Annotated in this window: 20 protein-coding genes; 8 read left to right on the top strand and 12 right to left on the bottom strand. The window is 61.9% G+C overall.

What is annotated here, in order from left to right:
* Window positions 1-128: 128 nt before the first annotated feature.
* From PspCFBP13528_RS07340 to PspCFBP13528_RS07310, 7 genes are all read left to right on the top strand, one after another.
* The gene (locus tag PspCFBP13528_RS07340; RefSeq protein ID WP_137199914.1) at window positions 129-1,370 is read left to right on the top strand and encodes an SfnB family sulfur acquisition oxidoreductase; all 1,242 of its coding nucleotides are present in this window, start codon (window positions 129-131) and stop codon (window positions 1,368-1,370) included.
* 39 nt (window positions 1,371-1,409) lie between these two features.
* Complete coding sequence (locus tag PspCFBP13528_RS07335) at window positions 1,410-2,603, top strand: SfnB family sulfur acquisition oxidoreductase (protein ID WP_137199913.1); 1,194 nt, start codon at window positions 1,410-1,412, stop codon at window positions 2,601-2,603.
* Complete coding sequence (locus tag PspCFBP13528_RS07330; RefSeq protein ID WP_101219780.1) at window positions 2,603-3,955, top strand: LLM class flavin-dependent oxidoreductase; 1,353 nt, start codon at window positions 2,603-2,605, stop codon at window positions 3,953-3,955. Before PspCFBP13528_RS07335 ends, PspCFBP13528_RS07330 begins: the two co-directional genes overlap by 1 nt.
* Before the next feature lie 145 nt (window positions 3,956-4,100).
* On the top strand, window positions 4,101-4,916 hold the full coding sequence (locus PspCFBP13528_RS07325; RefSeq protein ID WP_065950010.1) for a MetQ/NlpA family ABC transporter substrate-binding protein: 816 nt from the start codon (window positions 4,101-4,103) through the stop codon (window positions 4,914-4,916).
* Entirely contained in the window at window positions 4,913-6,028 is a 1,116-nt protein-coding gene (locus tag PspCFBP13528_RS07320; protein WP_137199912.1) for an ATP-binding cassette domain-containing protein, read from the top strand. Before PspCFBP13528_RS07325 ends, PspCFBP13528_RS07320 begins: the two co-directional genes overlap by 4 nt.
* The gene (locus PspCFBP13528_RS07315) at window positions 6,018-6,662 is read left to right on the top strand and encodes a methionine ABC transporter permease (protein ID WP_065893807.1); all 645 of its coding nucleotides are present in this window, start codon (window positions 6,018-6,020) and stop codon (window positions 6,660-6,662) included. The genes PspCFBP13528_RS07320 and PspCFBP13528_RS07315 overlap by 11 nt, the downstream gene beginning before the upstream one ends.
* A gap of 38 nt (window positions 6,663-6,700) precedes the next feature.
* Window positions 6,701-7,327: a class I SAM-dependent methyltransferase gene (locus PspCFBP13528_RS07310; RefSeq protein WP_137199911.1), complete on the top strand. Its 627-nt coding sequence runs from the start codon at window positions 6,701-6,703 to the stop codon at window positions 7,325-7,327.
* A 110-nt stretch (window positions 7,328-7,437) separates the two neighbouring features.
* Here PspCFBP13528_RS07310 and PspCFBP13528_RS07305 read toward each other — a convergent pair whose 3' ends face one another.
* The 4 genes from PspCFBP13528_RS07305 to PspCFBP13528_RS07290 form a co-directional block, all read right to left on the bottom strand.
* Entirely contained in the window at window positions 7,438-9,639 is a 2,202-nt protein-coding gene (locus PspCFBP13528_RS07305) for a glycoside hydrolase (protein WP_137199910.1), read from the bottom strand.
* A 209-nt stretch (window positions 9,640-9,848) separates the two neighbouring features.
* Window positions 9,849-12,914, bottom strand: a complete 3,066-nt coding sequence (locus PspCFBP13528_RS07300; protein ID WP_137199909.1) for an efflux RND transporter permease subunit — start codon at window positions 12,912-12,914, stop codon at window positions 9,849-9,851.
* Window positions 12,911-13,981 carry an efflux RND transporter periplasmic adaptor subunit gene (locus tag PspCFBP13528_RS07295; RefSeq protein ID WP_137199908.1) on the bottom strand — a complete coding sequence of 357 codons (1,071 nt, stop codon included), beginning with the start codon at window positions 13,979-13,981 and terminating at the stop codon, window positions 12,911-12,913. Before PspCFBP13528_RS07295 ends, PspCFBP13528_RS07300 begins: the two co-directional genes overlap by 4 nt.
* A complete protein-coding gene (locus tag PspCFBP13528_RS07290) occupies window positions 13,978-15,060 on the bottom strand; it encodes an efflux RND transporter periplasmic adaptor subunit (RefSeq protein ID WP_101219774.1) in 1,083 nt (360 codons plus the stop codon). The genes PspCFBP13528_RS07295 and PspCFBP13528_RS07290 overlap by 4 nt, the downstream gene beginning before the upstream one ends.
* Window positions 15,061-15,181: 121 nt before the next feature.
* On the opposite strand from PspCFBP13528_RS07290, the gene PspCFBP13528_RS07285 reads away from it, so the two are divergent.
* The gene (locus PspCFBP13528_RS07285) at window positions 15,182-16,342 is read left to right on the top strand and encodes an AAA family ATPase (RefSeq protein WP_137200058.1); all 1,161 of its coding nucleotides are present in this window, start codon (window positions 15,182-15,184) and stop codon (window positions 16,340-16,342) included.
* 142 nt (window positions 16,343-16,484) lie between these two features.
* Here the strand turns inward: PspCFBP13528_RS07285 and PspCFBP13528_RS07280 are convergent, their stop codons facing one another.
* The 8 genes from PspCFBP13528_RS07280 to PspCFBP13528_RS07245 form a co-directional block, all read right to left on the bottom strand.
* On the bottom strand, window positions 16,485-17,333 hold the full coding sequence (locus PspCFBP13528_RS07280; RefSeq protein ID WP_065950003.1) for a transporter substrate-binding domain-containing protein: 849 nt from the start codon (window positions 17,331-17,333) through the stop codon (window positions 16,485-16,487).
* A complete protein-coding gene (locus PspCFBP13528_RS07275) occupies window positions 17,330-18,106 on the bottom strand; it encodes an amino acid ABC transporter ATP-binding protein (protein WP_137199907.1) in 777 nt (258 codons plus the stop codon). Before PspCFBP13528_RS07275 ends, PspCFBP13528_RS07280 begins: the two co-directional genes overlap by 4 nt.
* Window positions 18,103-18,762, bottom strand: a complete 660-nt coding sequence (locus PspCFBP13528_RS07270; protein ID WP_065950001.1) for an amino acid ABC transporter permease — start codon at window positions 18,760-18,762, stop codon at window positions 18,103-18,105. The genes PspCFBP13528_RS07275 and PspCFBP13528_RS07270 overlap by 4 nt, the downstream gene beginning before the upstream one ends.
* Window positions 18,743-19,408, bottom strand: a complete 666-nt coding sequence (locus PspCFBP13528_RS07265) for an amino acid ABC transporter permease (RefSeq protein WP_137199906.1) — start codon at window positions 19,406-19,408, stop codon at window positions 18,743-18,745. The genes PspCFBP13528_RS07270 and PspCFBP13528_RS07265 overlap by 20 nt, the downstream gene beginning before the upstream one ends.
* Window positions 19,409-19,761: 353 nt before the next feature.
* Entirely contained in the window at window positions 19,762-20,544 is a 783-nt protein-coding gene (locus PspCFBP13528_RS07260) for a MetQ/NlpA family ABC transporter substrate-binding protein (RefSeq protein ID WP_065949999.1), read from the bottom strand.
* A gap of 106 nt (window positions 20,545-20,650) precedes the next feature.
* On the bottom strand, window positions 20,651-21,577 hold the full coding sequence (locus tag PspCFBP13528_RS07255; RefSeq protein WP_065949998.1) for a sigma 54-interacting transcriptional regulator: 927 nt from the start codon (window positions 21,575-21,577) through the stop codon (window positions 20,651-20,653).
* Window positions 21,578-21,624: 47 nt separating this feature from the next.
* Window positions 21,625-22,206 carry an alpha/beta hydrolase gene (locus PspCFBP13528_RS07250; RefSeq protein WP_101219772.1) on the bottom strand — a complete coding sequence of 194 codons (582 nt, stop codon included), beginning with the start codon at window positions 22,204-22,206 and terminating at the stop codon, window positions 21,625-21,627.
* 243 nt (window positions 22,207-22,449) lie between these two features.
* Window positions 22,450-22,851 carry a biopolymer transporter ExbD gene (locus tag PspCFBP13528_RS07245; protein WP_065949996.1) on the bottom strand — a complete coding sequence of 134 codons (402 nt, stop codon included), beginning with the start codon at window positions 22,849-22,851 and terminating at the stop codon, window positions 22,450-22,452.

The following is a 22,851-nucleotide window of genomic DNA, read 5'->3' as shown; positions in this document are numbered from 1 at the left end:
TATATGCACCGGACCACCGGACATTCCTGAATTTTCTGTTTTCATTTCATTGAATGCGAGGTCGGTATGGTCAGAATTACCCCGGTGCATAACGCCAGGGCATTACGTGCAGCCAAGGAGCGGCGCTGATGTCTAATTTGGCTCTAACACCCCCCCAGAGTGATCTGGACGTGGCACCACTGTTGTTGCCGGCCACCGTGCTGCGCAACGACGCCCAGGCGTTGAGCGCCGCCCATGAACTGGCTGACGCCGCGCGCCTGCAAGCCGCCAGGCGCGACCAGCAACGGCAATTGCCATGGGCGCAGATCGAACAGTTCACCCGCAGCGGGTTGGGCAGTATTTCCATTCCTCGAGAATACGGCGGTCCACAGGTTTCGTTCGTGACCCTGGCCGAGGTCTTCGCCATCATCAGCGCGGCCGACCCGGCTCTCGGACAAATCCCGCAGAACCATTTCGGCATCCTGCACCTGCTGCAGAGCACCGCCAGCGAGCGCCAGAAAAAACACCTGTTCCAAAGCGTGCTCGAGGGTTGGCGCATCGGCAATGGCGGCCCGGAACGCGGCACGAAAAACACCCTGGAACTCAAGGCACGGATCACCGCCGAGGGCGACGGCTATGTGGTCAGCGGCCAGAAGTTCTACTCCACCGGCGCGCTGTTCGCCCATTGGGTGGCCATCAAGGCCCTCAATGAGGACGGCAAGCAAGTCATGGCGTTTGTGCGCCGTGGCAGCGAGGGGCTGCGCATCGTGGATGACTGGTCGGGCTTTGGCCAACGCACCACCGCCAGCGGCACCGTACTGCTCGACCGGGTACCGGTGGACGCGCAGTGGGTAGTGGACAACTGGCGCCTGGGCGAAAGCCCGAATATCCAGGGTGCCGTATCGCAACTGATCCAGGCCGCCATCGACGCCGGCATCGCCCAGGGCGCCCTGGAAGAAACCATCGCCTTTGTCCGTGAACGTTCACGCCCCTGGATCGATGCCAAGGTCGAACGGGCCAGCGACGACCTGTATGTCATCGCCGATATCGGCAAGTTGAAGATTGAGCTGCATGCCGCGCAGGCGCTGCTGCGCAAGGCCGGCCAGGTACTGGACCAGGTCAGCGCCGCACCGATCACCGCGCAGTCTGCCGCGCGCGCGTCGATCGCAGTCGCCGAGGCCAAGGTCCTCACCACCGAGGTGTCATTGCTGGTCAGCGAAAAGCTCTTCGAGTTGGCCGGCAGCCGCGCCACCCTCGCCGAATTCAACCTTGACCGGCACTGGCGCAATGCGCGGGTCCACACGCTGCATGACCCGGTGCGCTGGAAGTATCACGCCATCGGTGCGTACCGCTTGAACGGCACGTTGCCGGCTCGACATTCCTGGATCTGACCGCCCAGAACACTTTTTCCACGAGCTTCTGGAGAACACATGACGCTTTCCAATCACGTCGCGGTCATTACCAGCGATGAACAAGCCCTTATTGTCGCCAGCGACCTGGCCGAAGACCTGCGCCGCGACAGCGCCCAACGCGACCGCGAACGCCGCCTGCCGTTGCCCGAGCTGGATGTCTTTTCCCGCTCCGGCCTGTGGGGCATCAGCGTGCCCAAGGCCTACGGCGGTGCCGGCGTGTCCAACGTCACCCTGGCCAAGGTCATTGCGCTGATTGCCCAGGCCGACGCCTCCCTGGGCCAGATTCCGCAAAACCATTTCTATGCCCTTGAAGTGCTGCGCGTCAACGGCAACCCCGAACAACAGCAGCGCCTGTACGCAGAAGTGCTGGCCGGCCAGCGCTATGGCAACGCCTTGGCGGAACTGGGCACCAAGACCGCCCACGACCGCGTCACCCGCCTCAGCCGCGACGGCGAGGGTTTTCGCATCAGCGGGCGCAAGTTCTACGCCACCGGCGCGATCTATGCCCAGCGCATCCCCACATCGGTGGTGGATGAACACGGTGTCCAGCAACTGGCCTTCGTGCCCCGCGACAGCGCCGGCCTGACGGTGATCGACGACTGGAGCGGCTTTGGCCAGCGCACCACCGGCAGCGGTTCTGTGGTGTTCGACAACGTCTGGGTGGACGCCCGGGACGTGATCCCGTTCCAGAGCGCCTTCGAACGCCCGACCACCGTCGGCCCCCTGGCGCAGATTCTTCACGCCGCCATCGACACCGGCATCGCCCGCGCCGCCTTCGAAGATGCGCTGCATTTTGTGCGCACCAAGACCCGCCCCTGGATCGACTCAGGCAGCGACAAGGCCACCGATGACCCGTTGACCTTGAAAAGCTTCGGCCACCTGAGTATCCGCCTGCACGCCGCCGAGGCGTTGCTGGAGCGCTCGGGCGAATTCCTTGATCGCGCCCAGGCCGACAGCACGGCCCAGACCGTCGCGGCCGCCTCCATCACCGTCGCCGAAGTGCGCGCCCTGAGCACCGAAATCTCCCTCGCCGCCGGCAGCACGCTGTTCGAACTGGCCGGCAGCCAGGCGACCCTGGCCGAGCACGGGCTGGACCGCCACTGGCGCAACGCACGGGTTCACACCCTGCACGACCCGGTGCGCTGGAAATATCACGCCGTGGGCAATTACTACCTCAACGCCGAAAACCCGCCGCTGCGGGGGACGATCTGATGAGCAAGAAAAAGATCCTGCTCAATGCGTTCAACATGAACTGCATCGGGCACATCAACCACGGCTTATGGACCCACCCACGGGACACGTCCACCCAGTACAAGACCCTCGAGTATTGGACCGAATTGGCGCAAACCCTGGAGCGCGGGCTGTTCGACGGCTTGTTTATCGCCGATATCGTCGGCGTGTATGACGTGTACCAGAAGTCTGTCGACGTGCCGCTCAGGGAATCGATCCAGTTGCCGGTCAACGACCCGCTCCTGCTGGTCTCGGCCATGGCGGCCGTCACCCGCAACCTCGGCTTCGGCCTCACCGCCAACCTGACCTACGAGCCGCCCTATCTGTTCGCCCGGCGCATGTCCACCCTCGACCACTTGAGCCGCGGCCGAGTGGGCTGGAACATCGTCACCGGCTACCTCGACAGCGCCGCCAAGGCCATGGGCCTGAACGAACAGGTCGAGCATGATCGCCGCTACGACCAGGCCGATGAATACCTGCAGGTGCTGTACAAGCTCTGGGAAGGCAGCTGGGAAGATGACGCGGTCGTCAACGATCCCAAGGCGCGGGTGTATGCGCAGCCAGCCAAGGTGCACAAGGTCGAGCATCACGGCGAGTTCTACCAGGTCCAGGGTTATCACCTGTGCGAACCCTCGCCGCAGCGCACGCCGGTGCTGTTCCAGGCCGGCAGTTCGGACCGCGGCCTGCAGTTCGCCGGACGTCATGCCGAGTGCGTATTCATCAGCGGGCAGAACAAGGCCTCGACCAGGATCCAGGTGGACAAGGTGCGTGCCAGCGCAGTGGCGGCCGGGCGTAATCCGCATGACATCAAAGTGTTCATGGGCCTCAACGTCATCGTCGGCGCGACCGAAGAACTGGCCTGGGCCAAGCACGCCGAGTACCTCAGCTATGCCAGCGCCGAGGCCGGCGTGGCGCACTTTGCGGCGTCCACGGCAATCGATTTTTCCGAGTACGAACTGGACGAGCCGATCCAGTATGTGAAGAGCAATGCGATCCAGTCGGCCACCAAAAACCTGCAGAACAACGACTGGACCCGGCGCAAATTGCTGGAGCAGCACGCCCTCGGCGGGCGCTATATCACGCTGGTGGGCTCGCCTGAGCAGGTTGCGGATGAGCTGGAATCCTGGATCAGCGAAACCGGGCTTGATGGGTTCAACCTGACGCGCATCGTCACGCCGGAAAGCTACGTGGATTTCATCGACTGGGTGATACCGGAATTACAACGACGCGGCTCGTACAAGACTGAGTATGAGCAGGGCACGCTGCGCGAAAAAGTCTTCCACGGCTCCGCTCGCCTACCCGAACAACACACCGGCTCTACCTACCGACACTGAACCAAAAAGTGTGGGAGGGGGCGTGCCCCCGATGGCGGTGAATCAGTCACCGGATTGGTTCGCTGACACACCGCTATCGGGGGCAAGCCCCCTCCCACATGGATCTGCATTGTTTGTCCTAATACCTTATGACTGGAAATTGATGATGAAAAAAATACTGCTCACCCACCCAGTCAAAGCACTGGCCCTGGCCTTCGGATTATTCAGCACAGCCGTATTCGCCGCCGATGCGCCGTTGAAAGTCGGCACCACCGCCGCCTTCGCCATCCCGCTGGAAGCGGCAGTTGAAGAGGCCGGCAAACAAGGCCTGAACGTCGAGCTGGTGGAATTCACCGACTGGATCGCCCCCAACGTCAGCCTCGCCGCCGGCGATATCGACGTGAACTACTTCCAGCACATTCCGTTCCTGGAAAACGCCAAGGCCGCTGCCGGGTTTGACCTGGTGCCTTACGCGCCGGGCATCATCAACAACGTCGGGCTGTATTCGAAAAAGTACAAAAGCTTCAACGACCTGCCCGAAGGCGCCAGCGTGGCCATCGCCAACGACCCGATCAACAGCGGTCGCGGCCTGCAGCTGCTGGCCAAGGCCGGGCTGATCAGCCTCAAGCCGGGCGTGGGCTACAAGGCCACCGAAGAAGACATCGTCAGCAATCCGAAAAAAATCAAAATTCTGCAAGTGGAAGCCGTGCAACTGGTGCGCGCCTATGACGACGCCGACCTGGTGCAGGGCTACCCCGCGTATATCCGCCTGTCCAAGACCTTCGATGCGCAATCGGCGCTGCTGTTCGACGGCCTGGACCACCCGGAATACGTGATCCAGTTCGTGATTCAGCCCAAGAGCAAAACCGACCCACGGCTGATCAAGTTCGTCGACATCTACCAGCACTCGCCAGTGGTACGCGCCGCCCTGGATAAATCCCTCGGTACGCTTTACCAAGTCGGCTGGGAAGCTAAAAAATGACCGCGACCAATGCCCGACTGCGCGACCTGGACACACCGCCCAGGGACGCCTGGCAGACCGAACTGCATGCGGATTTGCACCGAGCCCACGTGCGGTTCATCAACCTGGGTAAAACCTATGACGGCACGGTGCATGCCTTGCACGGCATCGACCTGGCGATCCAGCGTGGCGAAGTGTTCGGCATCATTGGCCGCAGCGGCGCCGGCAAGTCGTCGCTGATTCGCACCATCAATCGCCTGGAACAACCCAGCAGCGGGCGGGTGCTGATCGATCAGGTGGATATCGGCGGCTTCGACGAGGACCGCCTGGTCGTACTGCGCCGACGCATCGGCATGATCTTCCAGCACTTCAACCTGATGTCGGCCAAGACCGTGTGGCAGAACGTCGAGCTGCCCCTCAGGGTCGCCGGCGTGCCCAAGCCGCAGCGTGAACAAAAGGTGCGCGAGCTGCTGGAACTGGTGGGTTTGCAGGACAAGCACACAGCGTATCCGGCGCAGCTTTCCGGGGGGCAGAAACAGCGCGTGGGCATCGCCCGTTCGCTGGTGCACGACCCCGAAATTCTGCTGTGCGACGAGGCCACATCGGCCCTGGACCCGGAGACCACCCAATCGATCCTCGGCCTGCTGCGCGAGATCAACCAGCGCCTGGGCCTGACCATCGTGTTGATCACCCATGAGATGGCGGTGATCCGCGACATCTGCGACCGCGTGGTGGTGCTGGAACACGGGCGTATCGTCGAGCAAGGCCCGGTGTGGCACGTGTTCGGCAATCCGCAGCATGACGTCAGCAAAACCCTGCTCGCCCCCTTGCAACACGGGCTACCGCCTGAATTGCAAAGCCGCCTGCAACCCACTCCCCCATCGGCCGACGCCGCGCTGGTGCTGCGCTTGCAGTTCACCGGCAGCGACGCCGATGAGCCCGACCTGGCCGCCCTGTTCAAGGCCCTCGGCGGCCGCGTGCGCTTGCTCCAAGGCGGGGTGGAACGCATCCAGGGCCATGCCCTGGGGCAATTACTGCTGGCGGTGAATGGATCGCCGCACAGCGCCGAAGAACTGCGCAACCGCGCCGCGAACTGGGCGCAACAGGTGGAGGTGCTGGGCCATGTGGTTTGATCGTTTAGTACAGGGCGCCATCGACACGTTGTTGATGGTGGGCGTGTCGTCGTTGATCGCCCTGCTGGTGGGGATTCCGCTGGCCGTGTTTCTCGTCACCAGCGACAAAGGCGGCATCTACCAGGCGCCGACGCTGAATCGGGTGCTGGGCGCCTTCGTCAATCTGTTCCGCTCCATTCCCTTTCTGATCCTGATGGTGGCGCTGATCCCGTTCACCCGCCTGATCGTGGGCACCACCTATGGCGTGTGGGCGGCAGTCGTCCCGCTGACCATTGCAGCCACGCCGTTCTTTGCGCGTATCGCCGAAGTCAGCCTGCGCGAGGTCGACCATGGACTGATCGAAGCGGCGCAGGCCATGGGTTGCCGCCGCTGGCACATCATCTGGCACGTGCTGTTGCCGGAAGCGCTGCCGGGGATCGTCGGCGGGTTCACCATCACCCTGGTGACCATGATCAACTCATCGGCCATGGCCGGTGCGATTGGCGCCGGTGGCTTGGGCGACATTGCGTACCGCTATGGCTACCAGCGTTTCGATACGCAGATCATGCTGACGGTGATTGTGCTGTTGGTGGTGCTGGTGGCGGTGATTCAACTGGGCGGGGATCGGTTGGCGCGGGTACTGAACAAGCGGTGAGGTATAGTCAGGCATTTCAGCGCCCGGTATTGCCTGTCATGACCCTCAAGCCCGACGACCTCAACCAGATCACCGCCACCACCCTCGGCCATTACAACAACGTGGCCGAAGACTTCCGTGAAGGCACCCGCGATCACGATGTGAGCCAGAACATCGACGCGCTGCTGCGGCATATCCAGGGCGCGGCGCCGTTTACCGTGCTGGATTTCGGCTGCGGGCCGGGGCGCGATTTGCAGACGTTTACACGCATGGGGCATATCGCCGTGGGGCTCGACGGTTCCGAGCGGTTTGCGCAGATGGCGCGCGAAGACAGCGGTTGCGAGGTGTTGCAGCAAGACTTCCTGAAACTGGACCTGCCTGCCGAGCGCTTTGACGGGATCTTCGCCAATGCGGTGCTGTTTCACATACCCAAGCAGGAATTGCCACGGGTGCTCAAAGAGCTGCATGGAACGTTGAAAGCTGGCGGAGTGCTGTTCAGCTCCAATCCTCGGGGTGACAACCGGGAAGGTTGGAACGGGCCGCGGTATGGGTCTTATCACGATCTGGAGGCATGGCGGGGGTTGCTGGTTGAGGCCGGGTTTGAAGAGCTGGAGCATTATTATCGACCGGCCGGGTTGCCTCGCGAGCAGCAGCCTTGGTTGGCCAGTGTATGGCGCAAGGTTTGAGTGATTTATCGCCTGGGCTGAAGCTATCGGGGGCAAGCCCCCTCCCACAGGGGAACGCATTCCAAATGTGGGAGGGGCGGTGCGACGATTCGACTTGTCCCCCGATGATCTCAAGGGCGACGTCGATCCACCTGATACACCACCGGTTTCTCACCCTCCACCAGCGCCGTCACACTGCGTCCGGCATACCCTTCTTTTTGCGCGCGCGAAAAATTCGCCACCAACCGCGTCCCATCGGCGAACGTCGTTTGCTGCAACAGTTTGTCCACCGTCAGCCAGCGAAAACCCGTCATCGCCTGAGTCGCCAAGCGCTCATGCAGCGGGCGGAAAAACCGCTCCTGGCGCTGAATCACCGGCAGCCGTTCCTTGAGCGTTGCTGCACTCACGTGATACAGCGGCGGCACGTTGTAGAGCAGTTGGGCCAGCTCATTCTCCGCCTGCACATTGCTTAACTTCAGGCTGTCGAACAACCAGTGATGGGTGGTAATCACCGAGCCATGGAACACCGTCTGATACAGCGGCAGGCGCATTGTCGGATCGAGATACACCGTGCGCAGCGACGCTTTCAAGGGCACCGGTTTGAAGAACACGGCCGGTTGCTCCGGCGGGTACCAGTTGCCGACGTAGTAGGCTGACTGTGGGTCCTGGGTCATGTCGCGGTCCCCCCAGCCCATCACCGGTGTTTGCATGCCATGGGCGAACAGGATGCCCTGGGCAGTGATGGCGTTGCCGTCCTCGGAGCCTGCGGGCAGTTTGAGCGAGGTGTTGATCCAGCGCGACGCGTCGATACTGCCTTGGGCGTTTTGCGCCTGGGTCATTGGCGCACTGTCGCGGTAACTGTCAAAAACCATTCCGGCGGCATAGGCATCGAGAAACCAGGCGTTGAAACCGGCTGCGGCCTGTACCGCTTTCACCCGTGTCTGCAACAAAGGTCGCACACAGCGTGGATCGGTGTAGTGGCCGGATTGCTGGAAGCCGACCTTGAGCGCGCCGCCTTTCAACATGATTGCGCAGTCGCGATAGGCCTTGCCGCCCAGATGAGCAGTGGTCCAATCGGCGTTTTCAGCTGCGGACAAAGCCGTTTCATACGAATCATAAGGCGCCACCAGATAACCGGCATCCACCCCCGCACGAATCGCCTCGGGATGCCACAGGCCGCCTTCCCAACCTTCGCCCAGTGTCAGCAGCAGACGCTTGAGCCCAGCGTCGCGCAAGGCCTGGATGCTCGAATGACCCCAGGTTTCGGGGCGATCCCCCAAGGCCCCGGCGAAATCCAGGGCCAGCTCGCGACGCAACTCGCCGTAGCGAGCGGCAAGGCGATTCATGTCGGGCTCTTCTACCTGCCAAGCCTGCCGAACCTTCGTGTTGATGGCCGCATTGAAGCCACGCAACAGCAGGGTTTGCTCATAGCGATTCAATGCACGTGTCTGCGCGAGCACCTGCGCAGGCTCCTTGTCCATCAGCCCACTGAGCTCATGCGTGCGCAACCGTTTGATCAACGCGGGCCAATCAACCACATCATCGAGCTTCAGCAAGCCGTTGCCCCAGAGGTAAACGTGACTGGCACCGAGCAATTTTACCGCCTCCGGCGTTTGCCGCAGCTTGTCCGCCAGCGACTCGTAACGGCCCTGCTCGACCAGCCACTGACGATAGTGTTTGGCGCCGGCCAACGGGTCGGCATCGCCCAGGTGCAACAGCAGCGTCATCGGCGCCTGCGGCTCGAGCGAGGTGAATTCATGGGACACGGACAGCGCCACGCCCTGGCCGTCCGCTTGCCATTGGAGGCGATTGTGATAGGGGTTGGTCAGCAGCCAGTTGAGCGTGAAGCGCCCGTGATCCAGCCCCCATAGCGGCAAGCTGAGGTCCTGGGTCGTATTGAGCTCGCCCCGCCCGATCAGAAAATCTTTCCACACGGCATTATCGGCCGGCACGTAATGCCCCTCGGCCAACGGCCAGATCAGCCCTTGACCCATGGCCCTGGCCGGCTGGCGCAGCAGGGCCAGCTCACCCGCTTCACGGGCATTGATTGTCAGGGTCAATTCGCGCTGCTCAAGCCGGGCCGTCAGGCGATAGGCGCCGCTGTCCCACTGCCAGGAAACCTGTTCGGCGTCGGCCTGCAGCGCGTTGACCGCATGCGCGGTGACACCGCTGGAAGCTTGTACCGAGGCCTCGCCCGCGGGGGTGACGCGCAGCGCCAGGGTGGCGGGGTCGAGGTCAACCCGCCACAGGGCATTTTCCAGCACGGTGGAGGCCAAGACTGAGGGCGCGAGGAGAAGCGCGCCGAGTAAAAAGAGCGGACGCAGGCACTGCATGGGAATCGACCTGAATGAGAAGAAGGCCGAAAGAGTAAAACATGCGCAGTCTCGCCGGGACGGCAAGCGGCGGTTTAGGAAGCTTCCCACAGCCTCAATCGAGATGAAGACCCAAATGTGGGAGGGGGCTTGCTCCCGATGGCGGTGGTTCAGTCACCTGATGCTTGGCTGACATACCGCTATCGGGGGCAAGCCCCCTCCCACAGTTTTTAACTGCGTTGTTCCTGTTGATCCTGCTTGGGTTCGCGGATTTTGTACCAGGCCACGTACAGCGCCGGCAGGAACAACAGCGTCAGCAACGTAGCGATAATGATCCCGCCAATCATCGCGTAAGCCATCGGCCCCCAGAACACTTCCCGGGCAATCGGGATCATGCCCAGGCTGGCTGCCGCAGCCGTGAGCAGGATCGGCCGGCGCCGATGCTCGGTGGCTTCCACCACCGCATCCCACGGCGTATAACCGGCCACTTCGTACTCATGGATCTGCGTCACCAGAATCACCGAGTTGCGGATGATGATGCCGATCAGCGCGAGGATACCCAGGATCGCCACGAAGCCCATGGGCGTGCCCGTGGGAATCAGCGCCAGCACCACGCCGATCAGCCCCAGCGGCGCAACGCTGGCCACCAGGAACATCTTCTGCACGCTGTGCAACTGGATCATCAGGAAGGTCGCCATCAGGAACAGCATCAACGGCACCACGCTGGCAATCGGGCCCTGGGCCTTGCCGCTTTCTTCCACGGTACCGCCGGTGGCGACTTTGTAGCCCACCGGCAGGCCGTCGTTGAACTTCTGGATAGTCGGCGCCAGCTGCTTGACCAGGTCGGTCGGCTGCATCTCGTCACGCACCGCAGCCTTGATGGTAATCGTCGGCTTGCGATCACGACGCCACACCAGCGGTTGCTCCAGTTCGTAACGCACCGTGGCGAAGGCCAGCAACGGAATCGAGGTGCCGTTGGGTGTGACGATCTGCAGGTTCTGTAGGGTTTCCGGCGTACCGCGCTCGGCGTCTTCGGCGCGGCCGACCACATTGATCAGGTAAATATCGTCATGCACCTGAGTGACCGACGCGCCGCTGACCACGCTGTTCATCAACTGCGCCACGTCTTCGGACGACAGCCCCAGTTGCCGCGCCTTGTCCTGGGCGATGTCGATGCGCAAGACTTTGCCCGGCTCGTTCCAGTCGTAGATGATTTCGCCCAAGTGGGTGTTCTGATCGAGCAAGGTTGCCAGTTCGATGGCGTGCTTGCGCACCTGGTCGGTGTCTTTGCCGGACACGCGGTACTGGATCGGCCGGCCCACCGGCGGGCCCATTTCCAGCGGCTGTACAAAGCTGCCGATGCCGACGAAGTCATCGCGCAGGCGCTTCTGCAGACGCGTAATCAACTCGCCGCGCTCTTCCAGGCCTTTACTCACAATCACAAGCTGCGCGTAGTAGGGGTTCTCCAGCTGCTGGTCCAGCGGCAGGTAGAAACGGATCGCGCCCTGGCCGATGTAGGTGCTCCAGCGCGCGATGTCCGGGTCGTCCTTGATGATGGCTTCGAGGCGGTCGACCGCCTTGCGCGTCTCGTTGATCGAGGCGTTCTGCGGCAGGTTCAGGTCAACCAGGATTTCCGGGCGATCCGACGACGGGAAGAACTGGTTCTGCACGAACTGCATGGAAAATACCGAGGCCACGAACAGCGCCACCGTGATGCCAATCGCCCACCAGCGGTTGCGCATGGCCCAGAGCATGCCACCGTTGAAGGCGCGACCAATGCGCCCCGGTTCGGCGTCGTGCGGCTTCACCTTGGCGCTGAGGATATGCACGCCGATCACCGGCGCAAACAGCACCGCCACGACCCACGACACCAACATGGCCACGGCGATGACCGCGAACAGCGTGAAGGTGTACTCGCCCGCCGAACTGGCGTTAAGACCAATCGGCACAAAACCGGCCACGGTCACCAGCGTGCCGGTGAGCATCGGAAACGCCGTGGAGGTATAGGCGTAGGTCGCGGCCTGCTCCTTGGTTTCGCCTTTTTCCAGGCGTGTGATCATCATCTCCACGGTAATCATCGCATCGTCCACCAGCAGGCCGAGGGCGATGATCAAGGCGCCCAATGACACCCGCTGCATGGTGATACCGCTGTATTCCATAAACACGAACACCAACGCCAGCACCAGCGGAATCGAGCAAGCCACCACCAGCCCGGCGCGCATGCCCAGGCTGATAAAGCTCACCACCAGCACGATGATCACCGCTTCGAACAGCGCACTGGTAAAGCCGCCGACGGCCTCTTCCACCACTTCGGCCTGGTCCGAGACTTTGTGCACACCAACGCCCACCGGCAGGTCGGCGGTCAGCTCATCCATGCGCCCGTGCAGCGCCTTGCCGAACGACTGGATATTGCCGCCCTTCTGCATCGCAATCGCCAGGCCGATCGCCGGCTTGCCGTTGAAACGGAACATCGGCCGCGCCGGGTCGACGTAGCCACGGCTGATGTCGGCAATGTCAGCCAGGCGATAGAAGCGGTCATTGAGGCGCAGGTTGACGTTGGCCAGGTCCTTCTCCGAGGCGAACTGCCCGGAGGTGCGCACCGAAATCCGCTCCGGCCCGGCCTCGATCACCCCGGCGGGCGTGACTGCGTTCTGCGACTGCAGGCTTTGCACGACCTGGCGCTGATCAATGCCCAGTGCCGCCAGTTTGCGCGTGGAAAAATTCAGGTAAATCACTTCGTCCTGCTGGCCGATCATCTCGACCTTGCCCAGCCCCGGCACCGAGCGGATCTCGGCGCGCACCTGCTCCACGTAGTCGCGCAACTGGCGCATCGACAGGCCGTCGCCGGTAAAGGCGTATACCGAGCCGAACACATCACCGAATTCGTCGTTGAAGGACGGCCCCTGCAAGCCTTGGGGGAAGGTGCCGCGAATATCGTCGATCTTCTTGCGAACCTGGTACCAGATCTCCGGGATAGCCTTGGCGCTGGTGGTGTCCTTGAGGAACACGAACACCGTGGACTCGCCCGGCCGGGTATAGCTTTTCACGTAGTCGAGGGAGTCGAGTTCCTCGAGTTTTTTCTCGATGCGGTCAGTGACCTGCTTGAGGGTTTCTTCCTGGGTCGCGCCCGGCCAGCGGGTCTGGATCACCATGGTCTTGATGGTGAACGAGGGGTCTTCCTCGCGCCCCAGGTTCATGTACGAAAACACGCCCATCAAAAGCGCGACGAACATCAGGTACCACACGAAGGACTGATGCTTGAGGGCCCAGTCGGATAAGTTGAAGCTCCCTTTCATCGCGGGCTGTCCTCGTCGATTTTGACTTTTTGCCCGGGTTTCAGGCTGTTCACACCGGCGGTGACAATGCGTTCGCCAGGTTTGACGCTGCCGTTGAGCACGGCGCTGTCGGCATCCCGGCTGACGACTGTGACGTCACGCGGTTGCACCGTCTGGCTCTGGGTGTCGAGCAGCCAGATGCGGGTCTTGCCGTCGACGTCCTGCAACGCGCTCAGGGGCAGTTCGATGCGCGGCGCGATGGCGCTGCTCAGGGTGACGCTGATGGCGGTGCCCAGGCGGAACGCGGCGGGGGTTTCGGTCAGGCTCAGGCGTGCGCGACGGGTGCGCGTGGCGCTTTGGGCCTGGGGCTCGATCTCGCGCACGATGGCGGTGGTCTGCACGCTGGGGTCCAGTTGCCCGGCGACAAGGAACACCACATCTGCGGGCAAGCGCTCGGCTAGCCCGGCGGGCAGGTCGATCACCGCTTCCTTGATATCCGGGCGAGCCAGGGTCACCACTTGCTGGCCGGCGCTGACCACTTGACCGGCCTCGGCATTCCAGGCGGTGACGATGCCGGCGTGGTCGGTGCGCAATTCGGCGTAGTTGAGCTGGTCCTTGGCCTGGTTGACCGAGGCGCGCGCCTGATCGAGGGTGGCCTGGGTGGTTTTCAGGTCAGTCTGGGCCACGTCGAGCTGAGCCTGGGCACCGACGCCACGGTTGAACAGTTCCTGCTGGCGGCGGGCATTGGCCTGGGCATTGATGAACTGCGCCTGCACGCGTGCCAGGTCGCCCTGGGCGGCGCGCAATTGGTTCTGCTGGTCGGTGGGGTCGAGCACGGCAAGCAAGGCGCCCTTCTCCACCTCAGCGCCCACGTCCACGGCGCGACGTGCAATACGGCCAGGTACACGGAAACCCAGGTTACTTTCGTAGCGCGCCTGAATGGTGCCGGCAAAGCGACCGAGGTTTTCCTGGTCTTCGGCCTTAACCTCCATGGACAGTACCGGGCGCACCGGTTCGGGCGGTGCTTCTTCTTTGGAGCAGGCCATCAGCAACAGGCTGGCGGCGACGATGACCGTCAGTTGCTTCATGGTTGGGCTCCTTGCTCGGCGATTTCAACAGGCATGCCGGGGTGCAGCAGTTGCCCACCGGCCACCACGACTTTTTCGCCGCCTTTGAGGCCATCGCCGATGATCACTTTGCCGGTGAGGTAACGCGCCACCGTGACCTTATGCAAGTGCGCCTTGCCGTCACCGTCCACCAGCCACACGGCGGGTTCACTGAGGTCTTTGGTCAAGGCCGACCACGGCAACTCGATGCTGGCCCTGGCCGGGCCATTGGCGGTGGCGCTGACCACCGAGCCCAACTCCATGCCATTGGGCAGGCTTTGCAGGGCGATCTTCACCTGCACGGTGCCGGTATTGGCGGCCACGGCCGGGGTGACTTCACGGACCTTGCCCACGGCCTTGATGCTCGGGTTGTCCAGCAGGCTGACGGTAATCGGCGCATCCGACGGCGGTTCCACCAGCAGGGATTCATAGACGTTGAACACCGCATCGCGTTCGCCGTCACGGGCCAGGCTGAAGATCGGCATGGTGGCTTGTACCACCTGGCCGACTTCGGCCTGGCGCGCCGTGATAATGCCCGGCGCGTCGGCGATCAGCGCGGTGTAGCCCAGTTGTTCACGGGCGTTGGCCAACTGGGCCTGGGCGGCGGCGAGGGCGCTCTGGCTGCCGCGCAGCGCGGCCTGGGCGGAATCGTATTCGCTGCGGCTGGTGTAGCCCTTGGGCAAGAGTTTTTCCTGGCGCACGAACGCAGCGGCGGTCTGCTTGACCCGTGCCTGCTCGGCCACGACCTGGGCCTGGGCGGAGTCGACGTTGGTCTGCAGGTCCTTGGGGTCGAGCCTGGCCAGCACTTGCCTGGCCGTCACCCGGTCGCCCACATCGACCATGCGCTGGATGATCTTGCCACCCACGCGAAAGGACAAATCGGTTTGCACCCGCGCCTGGATATCCCCCGTCAGCGTGACCGCCGCGGCGAAATCCGCTGGCTGCACGGTTTGCACAAACACCCGGGAATGGGCTTTGGGCTCGGTCTTTTCCTGACCACAGCCGCCAAGCAGCGTCAGTAAGCCAAATCCGAGTAAAAATGTCGAAATGCGACCGCCCATGCAGGCTCCTTTTGCGTGATGCCGACTTGCCAGTGTGTATGCGACTGTGAGCGTAGTTCAGGGTTCCTTATCTGCATGGAGGATCCCATACTCCAATGGTTCCCATGCCGACTAAATGCATATGCTCAAAACCCTCGCGGTGGCCAATTACCGCTCGATCAATAAATTGGTGGTGCCCCTGGACCGGCTGAATCTGATCACCGGTCCCAATGGCAGCGGCAAGTCCAACCTGTACCGCGCCCTGCGCCTGCTCGCCGAAACCGCCCAGGGCGGGGTGATCAACGCCCTGGCCCGCGAAGGCGGGCTGGACTCGACCTTCTGGGCCGGGCCGGAAACCATCAGTCGGCGTATGCGCAGCGGCGAAGTGCCGATCGAGTCCACCGTGCGCCAGGGCGTCAAGCGCCTGCGCCTGGGGTTTGCCGCCGAAGATTTCAGCTACGCCATTTCCCTGGGATTGCCGGAACCCTCCAAGTCGTTTTTCAGCCTTGATCCGCAAGTGAAGAAGGAGTGCATATGGGCCGGGCACCTCTACCGCCCGGCCAGCCTGCTGGTGCAACGTTGCGGGCCGATGGTGCGCGCCCGCGAAGGCCGCGCCTGGGATGTGCTGGCCCAGCACACGCCCAATTACCACAGCCTGTTCGACCAGGTCGGCAGCCTGCGTGGCTCGCCGGAAGTGCTGCTGCTGCGCGAGAGCATTCGTGGCTGGCGCTTTTACGATCACTTTCGCATCGACGTCGACGCGCCCGTGCGCCAGCCACAGTTGGGCACCCGCACACCCGTGCTGCACCACGACGGGCGTGATTTGGCGGCGGCCCTGCAGACCATTCGCGAGATTGGCGACCCCGAGGCGTTACAGCGCGCGGTCAGCGATGCGTTCCCCGGCGCGCGCCTGAATATCCAGCCGCTGCAGGGCGGGCGCTTTGCGATTGAGTTCTATCAGGAAGGCTTGCTGCGGCCGTTGTCGGCGGCCGAATTGTCGGACGGCACCTTGCGCTACCTGCTGCTGATTGCCGCGCTGCTGACACCACGGCCGCCCACCATGATGGTGCTGAACGAACCGGAAACCAGCCTGCATCCGGACCTGTTGCCCGCGTTGGCGCGCTTGATCATCGAAGCGTCGAAGCAGTGCCAGGTGTGGGTGGTGTCCCATGCCAGCCGCTTGATTGCGGCGTTGCAGCAGGATGAAGGGTGCAATTCGATTGTGCTGGAGAAGGTGCTGGGGGAGACGCGGATTGTCGGGCAAGGGATGCTGGATGCGCCGGCGTGGCATTGGCCGGAGTAGGTGGTAGCTGTACCGGCCCTATCGGGGGCTTGCCCCCTCCCACATTGGACTGTATTCACACGTCAGAATTTGTGAATCCGATGCAGTGTGGGAGGGAGCTTGCCCCCGATGAGGCCAGTACAGTCAGCACAAAAATCAGGTTTCAGCCCTGCCACTTCCCGCCTTCAACAATCACACTCTCAGGCTTGGTGTCATCGCTCAGCTCTTTACGCACATAGTGGTCATACAGCTTGAGCAAAAATTTCTCCTCACCCAACTTCGCCAACTCCGCATTCACCCAGTCGCGCAGTTCGATATTGCCCTTCTTCACCGCCGGGGCAATCGGTGCTTCATCACCGAGTTTCTGCTCCAGCACACGGTAGCCGGGGTTCTGCTTGGCCCAGCTGAACAGCACCAGGTTGTCCTGCGCGTAGGCATCGCCACGGCCGGCCGACAGCGCCTGCAGCGACTCGGAGTTTTTCTCGAACTTGAGCAGTTTCCAGTCCGGGTGGTTCTTGGTCAGCCAGATATCGGCGGTAGTGCCAGTGGTGACGATGGTGGTGCGGGTCGCCAAATCATCCAGGCTCTTTACCGCGCTGTCGTTCGGCACCAATGCCTGTACCGCGACTTTCAGGTTGGGATTGGTGAAGTCCACCGCTTCCTTGCGCTCCGGCGTGACCGTCATGTTGGCGAGGATCAGGTCGACCTTGTCGCTCTGCAGGAACGGGATGCGGCTGGCGGGCTCCACGGCGACGAATTCGACTTTGTTTTCATCGCCCAACAGGTCCTTGGCAAATTGGCGGCCGAGGTCGGTATCGAAGCCGACGTAACGCCCGGCCTCATCCACAAAACCGAACGGCGGCTTGTCGGTGAAGACGCCGACGATCAGCTTGTCCCGCGCCTTGATTTTGTCGATGTAGCTGACAGCCGCAGGTTTGGTGGGCTCTTCGGCCTTTTTATCGCAGCCGGCCAGTAACGCGACGGCCAACAGTGGCAGCAGTAACTTTTTCATATCAGCTCCGGTTCCTTGCGCTTTTTGGGCAGTGTTGAAACAAAGGAGAACTTCTCCAGGAACTGCTGCGCGCGTGCGGTTTGCGGGTTCGTAAAGAATGCCTCGGGGGTGTTGTGTTCGAGGATGCGACCGGCCTCCATGAACACCACGCGGTCGGCGACGGCGCGGGCGAAGGCCATTTCGTGGGTGACAATCAGCAGGGTCATGCCATCGCGGGCCAGGCCCTGGATGACTTCCAGCACTTCCTTGACCATCTCCGGGTCGAGGGCGGCAGTGACTTCATCAAACAGCATGACCTGTGGGTTCATGCACAACGAACGGACGATGGCGATGCGTTGCTGCTGACCGCCGGAAAGCTGGCGTGGGAAGGCATCGCGCTTGTCGGCCAGGCCCACGCGCTCGAGCAACTTTTCAGCTTGCGCGCGGGCTTCACGCGGGTCGCGTTTTTGCACCTTGAGCGGGCCGAGCAGAATATTGTCGAGCACGCTCATGTGCGGGAACAGGTGGTAGCTCTGGAACACCATGCCAATGTCCTGGCGCACCTGGCGCCAGTCGGTGTGCTTGTCCAGAAGCTCCCTGCCGGCGAATCGCAAGTGCCCGCTGTGAGCCACTTCCAAGCCATTGAGGCAGCGCAGCAAGGTGCTTTTGCCGCAACCGCTGGGGCCTAGGATCACCACCACTTCGCCGCTTTGCACACTCAGGTCGATACCCTTGAGCACCTGCGCCTGGCCGAAGAATTTGTTGAAACCCTGAAACTCGATCAATGCGCTCATGCTTGGGCCCAGCGCCGTTCCAGCACCTTGGAGGCGGCCGACAACGGGTAGCAGATAAAGAAGAAAAACAGGAACAGCGCGCCGTAGATCAATACCGACTCGTAGGTGCGCTCGATGATTTGCTGGCCGACCTTGATCACATCCACCACACCGATCAGCACCGCCAGCGAACTGGTCTTGATGATGCGCGTGTAGACGTTGATGGTCGGCGGCGTCATGCGTTTAAGGGCTTGGGGCAGCAGTACATAGCCGTACAACTGCGGGGCGGACAGCCCGATCGACAAGCCCGCTTCACGCTGGCCACGCGGCAGTGAATGCAATGCGCCACGCACCACTTCACCGACCTCACTGGCACCCCACAGCGACAACACCCATACCGCGCACCAGAAACTCGGCAGGCTCAAACCAAAGAAGATCGGCAGGCCGAAGAACAGCAGGTACAACCACACCAGCACCGGTATCGCCCGGAACAGCTCCAGGTACACCCGCAGCACAGCGTTGATCACCGTGTTGTTCAGAGTCCGCAGCACGCCATACAGCACGCCGCCGACCGTACTGAAGGCGATGCTCAAAAATGAAATCGACAGGGTTTGCGCAGCGCCCTTGCCCAGTTGCGGCAACGACACCCACAACAACTCAAGACCCGAACTGGCCATGCTGGAGCCTCCGTTCCAGGCGGCTGAGCAGCAGCGACAACGGCAGGAACAGCAGCACGCAAATCAGTGTCAGCACGGCGAGCATTTCGTAGGTCTTGTAGTAGAGCGCGATGTAGCTCTTGGTGGTGTAGAGAATCTCCGGCACCGCCACGGCGGAAACCACCGTGGTCTCCTTGAGCAGAAAGATGAAATTGGCGAACAACGCCGGCAGGCTGAGAATGCCTGCCTGGGGCAAAATCACATGGCGCAGCAGTTGCCAGTCGGACAGGCCGATGGACTTGCCCGACTCGATCTGCGCCTGTGGTACCGCCTCCACGCCGGCGCGCAGCACCTCGGTGAGATACGCGCCGCCGAGAAAGGTCATGGTGATGATCGCCGCCCAGAACCCGGAGATATTCACGCCCAGGGCCGGCAGCGCGAAGTACACGAAGAACAGTTGGATCAGCAGCGGGGTGTTACGCGCCAGCTCCACGTACAGAGCGACCAGCGGCGACAGAAAGGGTGTGCGAAACACCAGCAGCGCCGCATTGATCAGCGCCACCAGCATGGAGCTGGCAATCGCAATCAAGCCGACTTGCAGCGTTACCCCGACCGCCTTGAGAAACGCGGGCAAGGTGCTGAGGATAAAAGCCAAATCGAAGGTCATGTGCAGTCCATATCGCCGCATGGGTAATGCCGCGAGCGCAGTCCGTTCCGGCGTGGATAACGTCGGGTAGCGCGAACTTTAAAGGTATAAAAAGTAAAATTTAAATACCGAAATTACATATAGATATCACTCAAAAAGCTAACCTGTGGATTTCTGGTTCGCAGCGCACCCAATGTGGGAGGGGGCTTGCCCCCGATGGCAGAGTGTCAGTGACAGATATGCCGGCTGACACACCGCTATCGGGGGCAAGCCCCCTCCCACATTTCTGGTTGTGTTACAAATCTCCGGCAAAAAAAACGCCGACGCTGTAGTAGCCGTCGGCGTTGAAACCTTGAAGGGAGTGTTGGCTTACATCAGAACGCCGGCACCACCGCGCCGTTGTATTTCTTCTCGATGAAAGCTTTGACTTCCGGGCTGGTCAACGCCTTGGACAGCTTCTGGATAGCGTCGCTGTCCTTGTTGTCCGGGCGAGCAACCAGGAAGTTCACGTAGGGGGATTTGGCGTCTTCGATGATCAGCGCATCCTTGGCCGGGTTCAGGCCGGCTTCCAGTGCGTAGTTGGTATTGATCACGTCCAGGTCAACCTGGTCGAGTACGCGCGGCAGCAGAGCCGATTCCAGCTCTTTGAATTTGAGGTTTTTCGGGTTGTCCTTGATGTCCTTCGGCGTGGACAGCGCGTTGGTCGGATCTTTCAGGGTGATCAAACCGCTCTTCTGCAGCAGCAACAGGGCGCGGCCACTGTTGGAGCCTTCGTTCGGAATGGCCACGGTGGCGCCATCTTTGAGCTCGGAAATATTTTTGATTTTTTTCGAGTAACCACCGATAGGCTCGACGTGCACGCCGACCACCGTCACCAGGTTGGTGCCTTTACCTTTGTTGAAGTTTTCCAGGTACGGCAGGGTCTGGAAGTAGTTGGCGTCCAGGCGCTTCTCGGCCACTTGCACGTTCGGTTGTACGTAGTCGGTGAAGACTTTGATCTGCAGGTCCACGCCTTCCTTGGCCAGGGTTGGCTTGATCAGCTCGAGGATTTCGGCGTGGGGGATCGGGGTGGCGGCCACCACCAGTTTCTCGTTGGCCTGGGCGAAGCTGGCCGTCAGGGCAGCCGCCAGTGCGGTAAACAACAGAACCTTTTTCATGCAATGTCCTTCTAACGACCGTTTTTATGTGAGGTGCCAGCGAAGTGCTATCGCGGCGTGGGGTGGACAATACCTAGATTTTTTATTCCCGAACAATATCTTTTATTCACGTTGATATTCCATTTTGCTCATACAGGAATTTTCGCAGGGCCTCCTGTTCCGCGGGACTGGCGCTCGCGAAAATCCGCCGCACCTGCTCCAGCGGCGAACCGGCGCTGGGCAGGTTCAGATGCTCCGGCAGAATTTCATCGCCGCTGCTCACCAACAGCGCAAAGTGAATGACGTTTTCCAGCTCGCGGGTATTGCCCGGCCAGCTGTGGTGCTCCAGCACGCGCTGGGCGGCGTCGCTGATCAGCGGCACCGGCAGGTCCAGGCGCTGGCTGTAGATACCCAGGAAGTATTCGGCCAGGGACAGGATGTCGCCGACCCGCTCGCGCAGCGCCGGCAGGTCCAATTGACCTTCGCTCAAGTAATGGAACAGGCGCTCATGAAACTTGCCCGCCGCCACTGCCTGGGCCAGGTCGATACTGGTGGCTGCCACCAGGCGCACGTCCACCGGGCTTGGCTGCTGGGCACCGACACGGGTGACTTCGTGGTTTTCCAGGGCGGCGAGTAACTTGACCTGGATCGGCAACGGCAAATCGCCGATTTCATCCAGGTACAAGGTGCCGCCATTGGCCGAACCGAACCACCCGGCCCGGCTGCTCGCCGCGCCGCTGTGGCTGCCGGCGGCATAGCCGAACAATTCCGCGTCAGCGTACGTCGGGCTGATCGCACCGCAGTTGACCGACACAAACAGGCCCGTGCGGTCACTGCCCCGGTGGATATGCCGCGCCAGCAGCTCCTTGCCGCTCCCCGTCTCGCCACGAATCAACACGGGCAACGCACGCGGTGCCAGGTTTTCCAGGTCCTCGCGCAGCTGCCGCGAACGTGGGTCGACGAACACCAACGCTTTGGCGCGGATGCTCAGCGGGCTTTTTTCGGCGTCGGGGAAGGTCAGCAACGGCTGGCCGTAGGTTTCATGCAGACTCATGGCAGGCTCCCGCCCCATCCACTCAAGGGACGGGGCGTTGAAATATTTTATGCGCGGCGTCGCGCGTGATGCTCAAGGCGGCTTTGCAGGCGATAGAGGTAGGCGAAGCCTTGCTCCCAGCGCTGGTGGCCGGACTTCACATTGATGTGCCCGGCGCCCGACAATATTCCGGCTTCGGCGCCCCAATGACGCGCCAGCTCCAATGCCCGTGGCGCACTGACGGCACTGTCGTTGTCGGAACTGACCACCTGGCTGGGAAACGGCAGCAGGTCGGTAGGAATCGGCGCAAAGTTGCGCAGGGCAGGGGCACAGGCCGGACGTTCGACATCCGCCGGAGCCACCAGCAACGCACCACGTACCTGGCGCAGGAAATGCACAGGCGCAGTGGCCGCCCAGTGCGCCACGGTGATGCAACCCAGGCTGTGGGCGATCAGGATCACCGGCGTGCTGTCGGCGGCGATGGCCTCAGCCAACGCGGCCACCCAGTCTTCGCGGCGCGGGGTCAGCCAATCGTCCTGCTCCACGCGCGCACTGTTGGGCAGGCTGTTCTGCCAGTGACTTTGCCAATGTTCTTCTGGCGATCCTTGCCAGCCCGGCACGATCAGGTAACGAATCGACTCGCTGTGCATGGGTGTGCCCTCCTGCAGCGTTTAACGTTGCTGATCAGTATAGGGATGCGGTTTATATTCGTTAAGGAATAAGAAGCTATTTATTAATAACCAAAAAAAGATTCACGTGGTTAGCTGCAAGCTGCAAGTTAGAGGCAAAAAAAAGGCCGCACCCTGCCAAGGAGACGGCCTGAAAAACGGCATCGCGCTATGCGTTGCAAACAAACCTGCTTTTACTTGCAGCTTGAAACTTGCCGCTGCGCCCTACCGCGCCGTTATCACCGACAGCCTGGTAATCCCCGCGCGCTCGATAGACGCCATGGCGCGCGCCACTTCGCCGTAATTCACTCCATCGTCAGCTTGCAGTTGCACCCGCACATCGGGGTCCTTGGCCTTGGCCGCCTGCAGGTTGAATTCCAGCAGGTCCGGCTGGATTTCGTCCTTGTTGATAAACAGTTTGCCGGCACCGTCGATGCTCACCACCAGCGGGTCTTTCTGCTCGACCGGCGCCACGGCCTCGGTCTTGGGCAGGTTGATCGGGATCGAGTTGGTCAGCAGCGGCGCGGTGACGATAAACACCACCAGCAACACCAGCATCACGTCCACCAGCGGCGTGACGTTGATCTCGCTCAGCACCTCATCACTGTCTTGCGTGGAAAAGGCCAT

Origin of the sequence: Pseudomonas sp. CFBP13528, from assembly GCF_005233615.1 — a bacterium.
GTDB classification, from domain to species: Bacteria; Pseudomonadota; Gammaproteobacteria; order Pseudomonadales; family Pseudomonadaceae; genus Aquipseudomonas; species Aquipseudomonas fluorescens_AM.
Note: the sequence above shows the minus strand (reverse complement) of the source record. Positions and strands in the feature narration are given on the sequence as shown.

Excerpts from the sequence above, each read along its gene's own strand:
- PspCFBP13528_RS07340 (WP_137199914.1), top strand. The coding sequence starts at position 129 with ATGTCTAATTTGGCTCTAACACCCCCCCAGAGTGATCTGGACGTGGCA.
- PspCFBP13528_RS07335 (WP_137199913.1), top strand. The coding sequence starts at position 1,410 with ATGACGCTTTCCAATCACGTCGCGGTCATTACCAGCGATGAACAAGCC.
- PspCFBP13528_RS07330 (WP_101219780.1), top strand. The coding sequence starts at position 2,603 with ATGAGCAAGAAAAAGATCCTGCTCAATGCGTTCAACATGAACTGCATC.
- PspCFBP13528_RS07325 (WP_065950010.1), top strand. The coding sequence starts at position 4,101 with ATGAAAAAAATACTGCTCACCCACCCAGTCAAAGCACTGGCCCTGGCC.
- PspCFBP13528_RS07320 (WP_137199912.1), top strand. The coding sequence starts at position 4,913 with ATGACCGCGACCAATGCCCGACTGCGCGACCTGGACACACCGCCCAGG.
- PspCFBP13528_RS07315 (WP_065893807.1), top strand. The coding sequence starts at position 6,018 with ATGTGGTTTGATCGTTTAGTACAGGGCGCCATCGACACGTTGTTGATG.
- PspCFBP13528_RS07310 (WP_137199911.1), top strand. The coding sequence starts at position 6,701 with ATGACCCTCAAGCCCGACGACCTCAACCAGATCACCGCCACCACCCTC.
- PspCFBP13528_RS07305 (WP_137199910.1), bottom strand. The coding sequence starts at position 9,639 with ATGCAGTGCCTGCGTCCGCTCTTTTTACTCGGCGCGCTTCTCCTCGCG.
- PspCFBP13528_RS07300 (WP_137199909.1), bottom strand. The coding sequence starts at position 12,914 with ATGAAAGGGAGCTTCAACTTATCCGACTGGGCCCTCAAGCATCAGTCC.
- PspCFBP13528_RS07295 (WP_137199908.1), bottom strand. The coding sequence starts at position 13,981 with ATGAAGCAACTGACGGTCATCGTCGCCGCCAGCCTGTTGCTGATGGCC.
- PspCFBP13528_RS07290 (WP_101219774.1), bottom strand. The coding sequence starts at position 15,060 with ATGGGCGGTCGCATTTCGACATTTTTACTCGGATTTGGCTTACTGACG.
- PspCFBP13528_RS07285 (WP_137200058.1), top strand. The coding sequence starts at position 15,182 with ATGCTCAAAACCCTCGCGGTGGCCAATTACCGCTCGATCAATAAATTG.
- PspCFBP13528_RS07280 (WP_065950003.1), bottom strand. The coding sequence starts at position 17,333 with ATGAAAAAGTTACTGCTGCCACTGTTGGCCGTCGCGTTACTGGCCGGC.
- PspCFBP13528_RS07275 (WP_137199907.1), bottom strand. The coding sequence starts at position 18,106 with ATGAGCGCATTGATCGAGTTTCAGGGTTTCAACAAATTCTTCGGCCAG.
- PspCFBP13528_RS07270 (WP_065950001.1), bottom strand. The coding sequence starts at position 18,762 with ATGGCCAGTTCGGGTCTTGAGTTGTTGTGGGTGTCGTTGCCGCAACTG.
- PspCFBP13528_RS07265 (WP_137199906.1), bottom strand. The coding sequence starts at position 19,408 with ATGACCTTCGATTTGGCTTTTATCCTCAGCACCTTGCCCGCGTTTCTC.
- PspCFBP13528_RS07260 (WP_065949999.1), bottom strand. The coding sequence starts at position 20,544 with ATGAAAAAGGTTCTGTTGTTTACCGCACTGGCGGCTGCCCTGACGGCC.
- PspCFBP13528_RS07255 (WP_065949998.1), bottom strand. The coding sequence starts at position 21,577 with ATGAGTCTGCATGAAACCTACGGCCAGCCGTTGCTGACCTTCCCCGAC.
- PspCFBP13528_RS07250 (WP_101219772.1), bottom strand. The coding sequence starts at position 22,206 with ATGCACAGCGAGTCGATTCGTTACCTGATCGTGCCGGGCTGGCAAGGA.
- PspCFBP13528_RS07245 (WP_065949996.1), bottom strand. The coding sequence starts at position 22,851 with ATGGCCTTTTCCACGCAAGACAGTGATGAGGTGCTGAGCGAGATCAAC.